Genomic DNA, 12,292 nt, shown 5'->3' with positions numbered 1-12,292 from the left:
GCTCCTCATGCTCTCTCACTCAAATACCGGCGCAGAGTGGTACGGACCGCGCCGGGGCCCGCCAGCATGGCCCGGAACGCGGCTTCTGTTTTTTCTCCCAGCCCCGCCTGATACAGGTCCACGCCAAAAATAGCGGCGTTGGAAAGGATGGGGCGGAGCTGATCGGTACAGGTCTCGGGCGTGCCCACCTTCACTCCGGCCAACAGGGCCTGGAGGGCAGGCACCATGGGATCGGGGCTCACCGGCATCTCCCGCAGGGCGTCGTCCACCCCCAGCAGGTACCGGCACCACCCCGCGAAGACCAGCGGGATATATTCCAGCGCGGAGACCGCCAGATCGGTGCGCTGGGTATAGCGCTGAAGCGTGCCGCCGTACCGGACGGGCAGCTTCTGGGAGGTGTCCGCGGCGATACGCTGGGGCGTATCCGGGATGGCGGGGTTGGGAAAACGCTGGCGCAGCACCTCGTCGATGAACTTTCGGGGACTGAGGAGGCCCGGGTCCTCCACCACGGGGAGACCTTCGGCGGCGATGTGCTCCACCAGAGCCCGCAGGTCCGGGTCGGCCATCTCCGCGGCGATGGTGGTGTAGCCCAGCAGGCACCCATACACGGCCAGGGCGGTGTGCAGGGGATTGAGGCAGGTGCCCACCTTCATCTTCTCGGCCTTTTCCACCGTGGCGCGGTCGGTAAAGTAGACCCCCGCCCGCTCCAGGGGAGGGCGTCCATTGGGGAAGGCGTCCTCCAGCACCAGGTATTCTGTGGTCTCGGCGTTGACAAAGGGGGCGATCAGCGTACCGGTGTTGGTCCTGGAAATGGTCATGTCCTGCAGCCCCAGGTCCTCCAGGGCCTTTTTGACCTGCTCGGAGGGGTGAGGGGTGATCTTATCGATCATGGACCAGGGGAAGGTGACCTTTTTCTGGTCGGAGAGCCATGCCAGGAAGGCGGCGGGGACCAGTCCCGCCCGCTCCCATGCCTCTGCGGCGGCAAACACGCCCTCCCGGAGCTTTTTTCCGTTCTGCGCGCAGTTGTCCATGCTCACCATGGCGATGGGGTGTCCCCCCGCCTGGAAGCGGCGGTAGAGGAGCGCCGCCGCAATGGACATGGTGTGCCGCGGGGCGTCCGGCCCGGCGGCAAAATCCTGCCGGGCCACGGGGAGCGTCTCGCCCGCCAGATCGGTCAGCGCATACCCCTTCTCCGTGATGGTAAAGCTGGCCAGCTGGAGGCTGGGATTCTGGAACACCTGCACCAGCCGTGCCCAGTCAGGCCCCGCGCAGTCGGCCTTGTATCCGCCCGCCACGCTGGCCACGACCTCCTTGTCGTAGAAGCCGTCGGCATGCATGCGCACCAGCAGGCTCAGCTCGTCATAGGGCTCGTATACTTTGTCGATGATCTGGAAGTCGAAGGATTCGGCCGCCAAAATGCCGGTATCGGTGACCCCGGCGTTCAAAAGGGTCTGTTGGGCCGCGGCCAGAAAGCCCCGAAAGATATTGCCCGCGCCGAAGTGGACCCAGGAGGGCCTTTGCAGCGTCCGGGCCTTCATGGCCTCCACATCGTACCGCGGCAGCGCAATGCCGGCGGCTTCCCAGGCGGAGCGGTCCTTCAGTCCCTGAATATTCAAATGCAACATAGCAGATCGTTACCCTTTCCGTCAGACTCTGGTGTCCACCAGATGCTTGCCCAGCTTCTTTTCCAGCATTCCCTGGAGCTGAGTGAGCACGGTGCTGAAAATCAGGTAGACAAGAGCGGCCTCGCAGTAGAGCAGCAGGGGCTGGAATTTGACGGCGATGATGGACTTGGCCGTCATGAGGATCTCCGCCACCGTGATGGAGGAGACCAGGGAGGTGTCCTTCAGCAGGCTGATGAAGGAGTTGCCGAGAGATGGTACGGCCACCAGGGCCGCCTGCGGGATGACCACCTGGGCCATTGTCTGGAGCTTGTTCAGTCCCAGGGCCCTGCATGCCTCAAACTGTCCTTTGGGGATGGAGCCCAGGGCGGCGCGGATGACTTCGGAATTGTAGGCGCCCTGGCTGATGACCAGCGCCAGGATAGCGGATGGGATGGGGTCCAGCACAAGCCCCACAGAGGGCAGTCCAAAATAGATCACATAAATCTGGACCAGCAGGGGGGTGCCGCGGATCACCCAAACCACAAACCAGGCGATTGCCTTGAAGGGTGCGATCTTGGACATGCGCATCAGCGCCAGGACGAATGCCAATACCAGGCCCACGACAAACGAGACCAGCATCAGCGGGACAGAGATCAACAGGCCCGCTTTGAACATGGGCCAGAAGGAATCGACCAGCAATTGAATGTTTTCCATGGCAGCCCGCCTCCTTGTTTTTCGAGAAAAGGGGGCGCCGCCCAAGGGCGGCGCCCCGGTCAATGCTTGACTTACTTCTTGTAGATGCTGGTGCTGTCGGCCACGGTCTGGCCAAAGTACTTCACGGTCAGGTCATAGCAGGTGCCGTCGTCGATCATCTCCTGGATGATCTCGGAGATCTTGTCGCACAGTTCCTGATCCTCTTTGCGGAGCATACCGGCGGACTCGATCATGTACTCCTCGCCTTCGGCGGGCTCATAGATCGCGGCGATCTTCACGTTGACCTCGGGACGGTTCTTCATATACTCGTCCACGGCGGCCACGTTGTTGATGGTGCCGTCGGCGCGACCGGTGTTCAGCTGCTCCATTGCGGCGGTCAGATCACCGTCGGCAGTGGTGGCGCCGAAGCTCTGGGCGATCTTGCCCGCGGCGGAGGAGGGAGAGTTGATGCACAGCTTGCCGTCGAGGTCCTCAAAGGAGGTGATCTCATCGTTGTCGCCGTTGACCACCAGGCAGTAGGGGTTCTCCGCGTAGGAGGCGGTGACGGCGTATTTCTCCTGGCGCTCGGGGTTGGGGTTCACGCCGCAGATCACGATGTCATAGCGGGCTGCATCCAGGCCGGCCAGGACGGGGTCCCAACTGTCGGAGATCTGGAACTCGGCCTCCACGCCCAGGCGGGAGGCGATCTCCTTGGCGATCTCCACCTCGAAGCCGGTGAGCTCTCCGGTGCCGTCCTCGTTGTACACGTAGGGGATCCAGTTGCCTTCGGCGCCGATGGACAGCTTGCCCGCGTCCAGCACGCGCTGGAGGGAGCCGTCTCCCTCGGGAGCGGCCGTGACGGGCGTAGTGGTCTCGGGCGCCTCGGTCCCGGGCGTGGGCGTGGCGCTGCTGCCGCCGCCGCAGGCGGCCAGAGAGACGATCATCGCAAGAGACAGGGCGCCGGTAAGGATCTTCTTTGCTTTCATGACTGCTTCACCTTTTCCTTTTCATTATAATTTATTTTTCAGCGCGCCGCGCTGAGAAATACGGATCTCCAGGGCCTGTTGGAACCATGGGGGCAGGCCCGGCGTTGGGGTGTGCCGCCCGTTTTCAAACAGGCCCTAGTCCTGGAGGAACCGCTCCAGGACCCGAAAGTTTCTCCGGTCCGCGGCATAGGGGTCGGTAAAATAGTGCTCGTCCGCCACCTCCTGCACCAGATATCCGGTGAAATGGTGGTCGTTCAGGGTCTGGATCTGCCGTGCCAGGGCGGTGTTTCCGTCACCCCACACATTGTGGAGCCAGGGGTCGCCGTCCAGGAAGTGCATGTGGATCAGATCGTCCCCAAATGCCTGAAACCAGTCCTCCAGGGTCTCCCCCGCCGCGCCGGTGGCAATGTTGTCCACCATCATTTTCAGATTGGGATGGTGGATCTCCTCATACATGCGGCGGGCCCGCTCCAGACTGTAGACCAGATTGCTCTCGTCCTGGCGGAGGGACTCCATCACCAGCAGGATACCCTCCCGCCCGGCCGCCAGGCACAGCCGGCCCAAGTGATCCCGGCATCGGCCCCACATGGCGGCCTCATCCTCCCCGCAGTAACCCCAGCCGGAGTTGACCACGACCCGGTCCGCGCCCAGCTCGGCCGCCAGATGGATGGCGTTGGAGAAGTACCGGAAGGACCGCTCCAGAAGTTCCGGCTCCTGGGAGGCATACTGATATTGATAGGCTATACTGGGCGCCGTGACGGACACCACCCGGACATTGTGCGCGGAGAGCTTGCCCCGGAGCGCATTGACATCGCCGAGTCCCTCATGATCCAGCCAGAAGTGGGCCGCGCCGCACCAGAGCTCGATCTGCTCTACGCCCAGGCGCTGCTGGCAGTCCAGAAAGTAGTCCAGAGAGAAGCGGCGGTAATGCTGGTTCATGTTGACCAGTTGTCCTCGTTTGATGCCCGCCATGGCTACACCTCCCCACACAGGGCCGCCAGGGCCCGCTCGTCCGGATAAGAGGGCCGCTCCAAATACCGCTCACCGGGCAGGCGCAGGGAAATCTCCCCCCCATAGCCCACCTCATTCAGCTGGCACAGGTACCGCTCCATGGGAAGTACCCCTTCGCCCCAAGCCCGCCAGCCGTGGTAATTGCCGTCGCACAGCCGCACCAGCCCCGTCCGGTCCCCCAGCCGGTCGAACCAGTCCGGAATGGTATCGCCGCAGGCGCTCATGACATTGGTATCCAGACACACGCCCAAGCCGGGACGGCGGAGCCGGTGGAGCATGGCCTCCAGCTCCCGCGCAGTGTTGAGGACGGGGGCCTCGGCGATGAGAGGGGTCTCCGCCCCCATGGCCGGGGCCAGCAGCAGGCCAACACCCGCGGCCTCCGCCGCATCACACAGGATGCAGAGGGTGTCGGCGGCGTGCTCCCGGAGCTGTTCGACCTTCAGGTCCCAGCAGGCGCCGGCCGCGTCCAGCACCAGCCGGTCGCACCCCAGTTCGGCGGCCAGTTGGATGCAGCTTTTGTAATAGCCCAGGGTGGCCGCCCGCTGTTCCCCGGCCGGAGCGGTGATGGAACAGCGGTAGGACGGCGGCGTCAGGACCGCCACGCGAAGCCCTGCCCGCGCCAGCGCCGTCTTCAGTCCCGCGGGGTCGTCATGGTCCCGGTATCCGCAGAAGAAATGGGGGACCTGTGGAACAAAGTCCAGACTGCGCAGCCCCAGCCGCCTCATCTCGTCCAGGAAGAATGCCAGAGGGTAGCGGCTGTACTGGCCGTTGGAGCCCAGCAGCCGTGTGCTGACCGCCATTTCTTACTTGATCTCGCCGGGGTAGCCGTTCTCGCACAGCTCGAACCACACATAGGCAAACTTCTCGCCGTCGGCGCACTCGCTGCCGTGGTGGGAGCCGTGGGGGGTATAGGTGATGTCGCCGCCCTGGACGTGGATCTTTTCCTCCTCGGCGGTGTAGGTGAAGGAGGCTCCGGGCAGCATAATGTACCACTGCTCCAGCTCGTTGTGGATGTGCTGGCCGATGTAGTTGGGGCCGGTGCCGAAGTTGGCGCCCATGGACAGGCGGCCCAGGTTGCGGTGCTCCAGCATCATCATCTGCTGGATGTCGGCGCCGGTGAAGTCCTCCTTATAATGCCACGCCTCGGACACGCCGCGGAAACGGGGCAGGCTCATATGCGCCTCACGGAGGCAGGTCTTGTCGTAGTCGTTGAGCTCGGTGACGAAGTGGACGATCTCCATCGTCTCCTTGGCGTCGGCAGCGCAGTGGAAGGTGAAGGTCTCCTTATCAAAGTCGGGCACAAACACGGAGACCTCCTTGATGTTGAACACGCGGCGGGGGGTGACGATGTAGCCCTTGCCCGCGGTCACCAGGAAGACCTGATTGTGCTGCTCCCGGGTATAGGTCTCCGGGGTGAAGTCCGCGCCGGGCTGGAGGGACACTCGCTCCACGGTGGCGTCCTTGTAGGCGCCCTCCAGGACGCTCACGCGGGACACACCGTTGGTATACTTGTGCTGGATATCAGTACCTCTTGAAATCTTGACCAGAGCCATGGTAAATTCCCCTTTACAGTGAATTGTTGTGTATGAACGATCAGGTAGGCGTCCCTTTCGGTGGACCTTATTTGATCTCTCCGGGATACCCGTCGATGCACATCTCGAACCAGATGTAGTCGCACTTCTTGCCGGCCTCGACCTTGCTGCCGTGCCAGAAGCCGGTGGGAGTGAAGGACAGGTCGCCGCCGGTCATGTGCACTTCCTCGCCGCCGGCGGTATAAATGAACTCCGAGCCGGGCAGGGGGAAGTACCACTGGGCCAGCTCGTTGTGGATATGCTGACCGATCTCGATGGGGCCGCAGCCCTTGACGCAGCCCATGGACAGGCGGCCCAGATTGCGGTGCTCCAGCAGCATCATGGAGGTGGTGACGGAGTTATCCTTGAAATCCTCGTCGTAGGTCCAGCCCTGGCTGATGGTGCGGAACCGGGGCAGCACCATGCGGGACTCCACCAGGCAGGTCTTGTCATACCCGTTGAGCTCGGTAATGATGTGCAGGAATTCCAGGGGCTGCTTGCTGTCGGCGGAGCAGGTGATGGTGAAGCGTTCGGTGTCGAACTCGGGGACGAACACGCCGGGCTCGGTCACGTTCCAGGCCTCGCGGGGCGTGGTGACATAGCCCTTGCCCTTGGTGAAGATGAAGAGCTGATTGTGCTCGGTGACGGAGTATACGTCGGGGGTAATGGAGTGGCCGGGCTGGAGCGCACAGTGGGCGAAGCGGGCCTGATCAAAGGCCTCCTCCAGCACGGGCACGCAGGCATAGCCGTCCTTGAAATCGTACTTGACGTCGCTGTACCGGGCTACCTGAATGAGAGACATAAGTTCGTTCCTCCTAGCTAAATTTTCTGTGGTTGATTTAGATCAAAGCATCTTGCTCAGGAAATCCTGGAGACGCTTGTTCTTGGGATGCGCAAAAAACTCCTGCGGCTCGCTGTCTTCCACGATCACACCACCGTCAATGAAGATGACCCGGTCGGCCGCCTCACGGGCAAAGCCCATCTCGTGGGTGACCACCAGCATGGTCATGCCGTCGGCGGCCAGCTTCTTCATGACGTCCAGCACTTCGCCCACCATCTCGGGGTCCAGCGCGGAGGTGGGCTCGTCGAAGAGCATGACCTCCGGCTGAAGGGCCAGGGAGCGGGCGATGGCGATGCGCTGCTGCTGACCGCCGGAGAGCTGATTGGGGTAGGCGTCGCGCTTGTCCTCCAGGCCTACCGTTCTGAGCAGCTTCAGGGCCCTTTCCTCGGCCTCCCGTTTGCCGGTGCCCTGCACCTTGATGGGGGCCAGCGTGATGTTGTCCAGCACCGTTTTGTGCGGGAACAGGTTGAACTGCTGAAAGACCATGCCCATGCCCAGCAGGACCTTGTTGGTCTCTTTAGGCGCGCCGGAGACCAGATCCACGTCATGGTAGAGGATCGAGCCGCCGGAGGGCTTCTCCAGCAGGTTGAGGCAACGCAGGAAGGTGGACTTGCCGCACCCGGAGGGGCCCACGATGGCCACCACCTCGCCGGGCTGGATCTCGATGTCGATGCCCTTGAGGACCTCATGCTTGCCGAAATTTTTTCGGAGTCCCTTGACGCTGATCATACTCATAACGTTTCTGCCCCCCGTAAGTGATAGCGGCCGAAGCCGAAGTAGGCAACGCTGTTGCGGTAGGAGATGTCGGCCACCAGGCGCTCCAGCGCCTGCCTGTCGTCCGGAAACTGCCCTTCTTCCACCCAGCGTCCCAGCAGAGCGCACAGGATGCGGCGGAAGTACTCGTGCCGGGTATAGGACAGGAAGCTGCGGGAGTCGGTGAGCATCCCGATGAAGTTGCCCAGGACGCCGCCGGCGGCCAGATTTTTGAGCTGGGCTTCCATGCCCTCCTTGCAGTCATTGAACCACCAGGCCGAACCGTGCTGGAGCTTGCCCCGCACGCCCTCCCCCTGGTAGCAGCCCATCAGGGTCACAAGGCCCGCATTGTCGCCGGGCTCCAGGGAGTAAAGGATGGTCCGCGGCAGTTCTCCGTTCTCGTCCAGCGCGTTCAGGAAGGCGGCCAGATCCGGCAGGTGCACCGCCGGTCCGATGCTGTCATATCCGGTGTCCGGTCCCAGCAGGCGGTACATGCGGGAATTGTTGTTGCGCTGGGCGGCAAAGTGCATCTGCATCGCCCAGCCCCGCTTGGCATAGCCCCGGCCAAAGAACAGGAGCAGGGCCGTTTTATACTGCCACAGTTCCTCCTCCGTCACACCCTCTCCCGCCAGGCGCTTTTTCAAGATCCCGTCCAACTCTGCCTCCCCGGCGGGGCGGAAGCAGATATTGTCCAGCCCGTGGTCGGCCAGCGCGCAGCCGTGGGCGTCAAAGAAGTTCAGCCGCTGCTCCAGGGCGTCCAGAAGGCTCTGCCAGCCGCCGATCTCCATTCCCGCGGAGGCGGAGAGCCGCTTTATGTATTCGGGGAAGTCCTCCTTCTCCAGGTTCACCGCCCTGTCCGGTCGGAATGCCGGGAGGACCTTTGTCTCCAGCGTCGGGTCGTCGGAGAGCCTCTCATGCCATTCCAGCGTGTCCGCCGGGTCGTCGGTGGTACAGATCAGGGTCACGTTGGACTTTTTCAGGATGTCCCGCACGTGCATCCCCTCTCCGATGACCGCCTGACAGTGGTCCCAGACCTCTTTGGCGTTGGCTCCGGTGAGGTGCCCGTCATAGCCGAAATATCGCTTGAGCTCCAAATGGCTCCAGTGATAGAGGGGATTGCCCGCCGACCGCTCTAAGGTGGCGGCCCAAGCCTGGAATTTTTCCTCGTCTGGCGCAGACCCGGTGATGAGCCGCTCCGACACACCGTTGGCGCGCATCAGCCGCCATTTGTAGTGGTCCCCCTCCAGCCACAGCTGGGTCAGGTTGCGGAAGACCCGGTCTTCCGCAATCTCCCGCGGACTGACATGGCAGTGGTAGTCCAAAATGGGCATCCCCTCCGCCACGCCGTGGTAAAGCGCCCTGGCCGTCTGTGTATCCAGCAGAAAATCCTCGTCAAGGAATGGTCTCATTCTTCCATCCTCCGTCCCGTTCACAGGTTTTGCCGTTCTGTTCAAAGTTCCATCATATATGAATGATATATTTGTGATATATCTCTTGTAGCCAAACATAACATAGTTTGTCCGCCGTGTCAAGCAAAAACCAGACTATTTTGCCAAAAAAATATTCTGTTCTGAAAACGAACTGTTGATTTTCGCCATAAGTCCTATCCCTGAACCTGTTTCCGTCCTTGACATCCCTGGCATATGCTGGTATACTGACAGTGTTCTTGATATATTACATACCACCTATTTTCAATCATCTGATATATTACAGTGGAGGTGCCTTATGGCAAAAGCACTTGCCCAAAAGCGGGAAAGCCTGTCACAGGTCGCATACGACCAGATCAAGGCCATGATCCTGCAAAAGGAGCTGATCCCTGGACAGTTTATCAACGAGTCCCAGCTTCAAGAGATGCTGTGCCTGGGCCGCACACCGGTGCGTGAGGCGATTCTGGCGCTGGCGCAGGACAACCTGGTTACGGTGCACCCCAGGCGCGGGATCGAGATCACCCGCCCCACCCCCAAGGACATCCACGATATTTTTGAGATCCGTTCACTGTTGGAGCCCACGATCCTCCGCCAGTGCTTCACCATGGTGGACCCTCAGTGGGCAATGGATATGCGCGCACTGCTGCTCCAGCACGAGGACGACAGCGCCGGCAATTCCGCCGAGACGGCGGCGCCGCTGATCGAGCTGGACAACCGCTTCCACCTGGAACTGGTGGACACGCTTCGAAATCAATATGCCACCAACCTGATGCGCAGCCTGGTGGACTACCTGAACCTGATCCGGGTCACCGCCTGGCGCCCCATCCGGTATCGGGCCAGCAACCGGGAACATATCGATATCCTGAACGCCATTCTGGAACAGGATCTGGAGAAATCCTGCCGGTTGCTCTCCGATCACATTCATCTGTCCTATCAGGAGGCCATCAACACCATGATGCACAGTTCTTTTTGAAGCGGCGCCAGGGGCCACCGATTAGTCGGCGGGAAGGGTGCCGGAACGTGTGCGTACAAAGGCCGTGAAAAGCCTGTGCCGACAGGCGTTCGGAGGGCGGGGCGAAAGCTTTCCCGGGGCAGAGCACTGGGAAAGTAACGGCATTGGAAAGTCTGGGAGAACCCAATGGGCAATGTCATTAAGTTAATCTAAAAAACCAGCCGTTGAGGGACGGAAAGGTGCTTTCCGTTGTTCGCATGCCATTCCTTTATTCTATGTTTGGTATGCTTTAAAGAAAGCACCCAATCATACAAACCAGAATTCGAAAGAGGAAGGTAATGGAAGAGAATATCGTAGCGAAGTTGACCGCAAAGGATGATAAATATGCTTGTGCTCTTGCCGATAAAATAATATCCGAAAGTCAGGAAACAGATGAATGGTACGGATATTTTGACGACTTTGCATCGTTGCTTGACCATCCAAAATCATTGGTACGAAATCGAGTGCTGCATATTCTGGCAGCAAATGCTCAGTGGGATGAGGAAAATCATTTTGATTCCATTATATCTGATTTTCTCACGCATATAATGGATGAAAAACCGATTACCGCAAGACAGTGTGTTAAGGCTCTTGCACAGGTAGGATTGGCAAAGCCACAGTATATTCCAAGGATATTATCAAGCCTTAAACGTGCTGATTTATCTAAGTACAAGGACAGTATGCGTCCATTAATTGAAAAGGATATGGCAGAAACCGAAAAGATATTGACAATTTCCAGTTTGTCGAAAAGATGAAGGCTTGACTTGCTGGAATATGATATAAAAAGCTGCATCATGTAGAACCTATGTCCCGCTCCTGTAGAAAAAGTACCCACCCCGTTCAAAATAGGGTGGGTACTTTTTATGTGTGCCCAAAGGTTTAACTTAATGACATTTCCCAAATGGGTCCGCCCTTTTTCCATATCCCTACAGGGTCACGCCGTCTTTCCAAATGGCGAGATCCCGGTAGCCCGCCTGTTCCGACCGGGTGGGCGCGCCGGAGGCCGTATCCAGCACCTTCCGCAGCAGGGCCTCCGTGTGTTTGTCCCAGCCCTCTCCCTGCGCCAGGCCGCCGGCGCTGTAGTCGATCCAGCCCGCCTTATGTCCCGCCAGCGCAGTGTTGGTGGAGATCTTGACGGTGGGTACCGGCGCGCCGAAGGGCGTCCCCCTGCCGGTGGTGAAGAGGATCAGCTGGGCCCCCGCTGCCGCCAGTCCGGTGGTGGACACCAAGTCGTTGCCCGGGGTCTGAAGTATGCACAGACCCCGCTTTTTCGCCCGTTCTCCGTAATGGAGTACATCTCTCACAGGAGAGCTCCCGCCCTTCTGCACACAGCCCAGCGATTTTTCCTCCAGGGTCGTAATGCCCCCCGCCTTATTGCCGGGAGAGGGATTTTCATAGATTACCTGGCCGTGGCGGACAAAGTAATCCTTGCATTCCTCCACAAGGGCGGGTAGGCTCCGGGCTGTATCTCCGTCGGCGCAGCGGCGGAAAAGCACCGCCTCCGCCCCAAACATTTCGGGGATCTCGGCCAGCAGCGCGGTGCCGCCCATGGCCACCAGGCCGTCGGCCACCCGTCCCACCAGGGGATTGGCGGTGATGCCGGACAGACCGTCGGACCCGCCGCACTTCAGCCCCACGATCAGTTCATCCACCCCGATCTCCTCCCGGGTCTGTCCTGCTGCGCGGTCGATCAGCCCACGCAGCAGGGCCTCCCCCTCCGCCAGCTCATCCTGCGCGGCCTGGCATTCCAGGAAGGCCGTGCGCGCGCTGTCCCAGCCGCCAAGCAGCTCCTGGAGCACCGAGATGCTGCTGTTTTCACACCCCAGGCCCAGCACCAGCACACCCCCCGCGTTGGGGTGGCGGATCAGTCCGCAGAGGATGCGCCGGGTAGCCTCCTGGTCCTCCCCGATCTGGGAGCAGCCATAAGGGTGGGGCCAGGCGTATACGCCGTCCACCCTCCCCCGGGCATAGGTCTCCACCACCCGCGCCAGGGCCTGGGCCACACCGTTGACACAGCCCACCGTGGGGATGATCCAAATCTCGTTCCGGATCCCCACCCCTCGGTCGCGGCGCCGGTAGCCCCGGAAGGTCCGGACCGGCATCGGCTCCAGGGTCAAGGCGGTCACCTGCGCCCCCGGGGTCTTACCCTCTTCCAGCGCGGTACCCAGATTGTGGCTGTGTACCCACGCGCCGGGGGCGATATCCCTCTTGGCCCGCCCAATGGGGCAGCCGTATTTGATCACCTCGCCCCCGGCGGCGATGGGGGCGAGTGCCAGCTTGTGTCCCTGTGGGATGTCCTCCAGCGCTGTGACCTCTCTTCCCTCCACCCGGACACGTTCCCCCGCCGCGACGGGAGAAAGGGCAACGGCAACGTTGTCCCTGGCATGAATCCGCAGTACTGCCATATCTGTCCCT

12 protein-coding genes are annotated in these 12,292 nt (G+C 61.0%); 2 read left to right on the top strand and 10 right to left on the bottom strand.

Annotated elements, in window-relative coordinates; translation table 11 throughout:
* Nucleotides 1-5: 5 nt before the first annotated feature.
* From SRB521_RS01060 to uxaC, 9 genes are all read right to left on the bottom strand, one after another.
* Nucleotides 6-1,625, bottom strand: coding sequence for a mannitol dehydrogenase family protein (locus tag SRB521_RS01060; protein ID WP_116721536.1), 1,620 nt, complete (start codon nucleotides 1,623-1,625; stop codon nucleotides 6-8).
* A gap of 21 nt (nucleotides 1,626-1,646) precedes the next feature.
* On the bottom strand, nucleotides 1,647-2,318 hold the full coding sequence (locus tag SRB521_RS01055; protein ID WP_033118470.1) for an amino acid ABC transporter permease: 672 nt from the start codon (nucleotides 2,316-2,318) through the stop codon (nucleotides 1,647-1,649).
* Nucleotides 2,319-2,389: 71 nt separating this feature from the next.
* On the bottom strand, nucleotides 2,390-3,283 hold the full coding sequence (locus SRB521_RS01050) for a transporter substrate-binding domain-containing protein (protein WP_116721537.1): 894 nt from the start codon (nucleotides 3,281-3,283) through the stop codon (nucleotides 2,390-2,392).
* 135 nt (nucleotides 3,284-3,418) lie between these two features.
* Nucleotides 3,419-4,255, bottom strand: a complete 837-nt coding sequence (locus SRB521_RS01045) for a sugar phosphate isomerase/epimerase family protein (RefSeq protein ID WP_116721538.1) — start codon at nucleotides 4,253-4,255, stop codon at nucleotides 3,419-3,421.
* Nucleotides 4,256-4,257: 2 nt separating this feature from the next.
* Nucleotides 4,258-5,094 (bottom strand): sugar phosphate isomerase/epimerase family protein, encoded by an 837-nt coding sequence (locus SRB521_RS01040; protein ID WP_075705077.1) that lies wholly within the window; start codon nucleotides 5,092-5,094, stop codon nucleotides 4,258-4,260.
* Nucleotides 5,095-5,097: 3 nt separating this feature from the next.
* Complete coding sequence (locus SRB521_RS01035; RefSeq protein WP_075705076.1) at nucleotides 5,098-5,847, bottom strand: cupin domain-containing protein; 750 nt, start codon at nucleotides 5,845-5,847, stop codon at nucleotides 5,098-5,100.
* A gap of 67 nt (nucleotides 5,848-5,914) precedes the next feature.
* Nucleotides 5,915-6,667, bottom strand: coding sequence for a cupin domain-containing protein (locus tag SRB521_RS01030; RefSeq protein ID WP_075705075.1), 753 nt, complete (start codon nucleotides 6,665-6,667; stop codon nucleotides 5,915-5,917).
* A 42-nt stretch (nucleotides 6,668-6,709) separates the two neighbouring features.
* Nucleotides 6,710-7,435 (bottom strand): amino acid ABC transporter ATP-binding protein, encoded by a 726-nt coding sequence (locus SRB521_RS01025; RefSeq protein WP_165366665.1) that lies wholly within the window; start codon nucleotides 7,433-7,435, stop codon nucleotides 6,710-6,712.
* A gap of 2 nt (nucleotides 7,436-7,437) precedes the next feature.
* Entirely contained in the window at nucleotides 7,438-8,868 is a 1,431-nt protein-coding gene (gene uxaC / locus SRB521_RS01020) for a glucuronate isomerase (protein ID WP_075705073.1), read from the bottom strand.
* A gap of 316 nt (nucleotides 8,869-9,184) precedes the next feature.
* Between uxaC and SRB521_RS01015 the strand changes: the two genes are divergently transcribed.
* Nucleotides 9,185-9,859 (top strand): GntR family transcriptional regulator, encoded by a 675-nt coding sequence (locus SRB521_RS01015; RefSeq protein WP_075705072.1) that lies wholly within the window; start codon nucleotides 9,185-9,187, stop codon nucleotides 9,857-9,859.
* 317 nt (nucleotides 9,860-10,176) lie between these two features.
* Nucleotides 10,177-10,632 (top strand): SufBD protein, encoded by a 456-nt coding sequence (locus tag SRB521_RS01010; RefSeq protein ID WP_075705071.1) that lies wholly within the window; start codon nucleotides 10,177-10,179, stop codon nucleotides 10,630-10,632.
* Between the two features lie 171 nt (nucleotides 10,633-10,803).
* Here the strand turns inward: SRB521_RS01010 and SRB521_RS01005 are convergent, their stop codons facing one another.
* Nucleotides 10,804-12,282 (bottom strand): UxaA family hydrolase, encoded by a 1,479-nt coding sequence (locus SRB521_RS01005; protein WP_116721539.1) that lies wholly within the window; start codon nucleotides 12,280-12,282, stop codon nucleotides 10,804-10,806.
* Between the last annotated feature and the right edge of the window lie 10 nt (nucleotides 12,283-12,292).

The sequence above is a fragment of the Intestinimonas butyriciproducens genome, assembly GCF_004154955.1.
GTDB classification, from domain to species: domain Bacteria; phylum Bacillota; class Clostridia; order Oscillospirales; family Oscillospiraceae; genus Intestinimonas; species Intestinimonas butyriciproducens.
Note: the sequence above shows the minus strand (reverse complement) of the source record. Positions and strands in the feature narration are given on the sequence as shown.

Excerpts from the sequence above, each read along its gene's own strand:
- SRB521_RS01060 (WP_116721536.1), bottom strand. The coding sequence starts at position 1,625 with ATGTTGCATTTGAATATTCAGGGACTGAAGGACCGCTCCGCCTGGGAA.
- SRB521_RS01055 (WP_033118470.1), bottom strand. The coding sequence starts at position 2,318 with ATGGAAAACATTCAATTGCTGGTCGATTCCTTCTGGCCCATGTTCAAA.
- SRB521_RS01050 (WP_116721537.1), bottom strand. The coding sequence starts at position 3,283 with ATGAAAGCAAAGAAGATCCTTACCGGCGCCCTGTCTCTTGCGATGATC.
- SRB521_RS01045 (WP_116721538.1), bottom strand. The coding sequence starts at position 4,255 with ATGGCGGGCATCAAACGAGGACAACTGGTCAACATGAACCAGCATTAC.
- SRB521_RS01040 (WP_075705077.1), bottom strand. The coding sequence starts at position 5,094 with ATGGCGGTCAGCACACGGCTGCTGGGCTCCAACGGCCAGTACAGCCGC.
- SRB521_RS01035 (WP_075705076.1), bottom strand. The coding sequence starts at position 5,847 with ATGGCTCTGGTCAAGATTTCAAGAGGTACTGATATCCAGCACAAGTAT.
- SRB521_RS01030 (WP_075705075.1), bottom strand. The coding sequence starts at position 6,667 with ATGTCTCTCATTCAGGTAGCCCGGTACAGCGACGTCAAGTACGATTTC.
- SRB521_RS01025 (WP_165366665.1), bottom strand. The coding sequence starts at position 7,435 with ATGATCAGCGTCAAGGGACTCCGAAAAAATTTCGGCAAGCATGAGGTC.
- uxaC (WP_075705073.1), bottom strand. The coding sequence starts at position 8,868 with ATGAGACCATTCCTTGACGAGGATTTTCTGCTGGATACACAGACGGCC.
- SRB521_RS01015 (WP_075705072.1), top strand. The coding sequence starts at position 9,185 with ATGGCAAAAGCACTTGCCCAAAAGCGGGAAAGCCTGTCACAGGTCGCA.
- SRB521_RS01010 (WP_075705071.1), top strand. The coding sequence starts at position 10,177 with ATGGAAGAGAATATCGTAGCGAAGTTGACCGCAAAGGATGATAAATAT.
- SRB521_RS01005 (WP_116721539.1), bottom strand. The coding sequence starts at position 12,282 with ATGGCAGTACTGCGGATTCATGCCAGGGACAACGTTGCCGTTGCCCTT.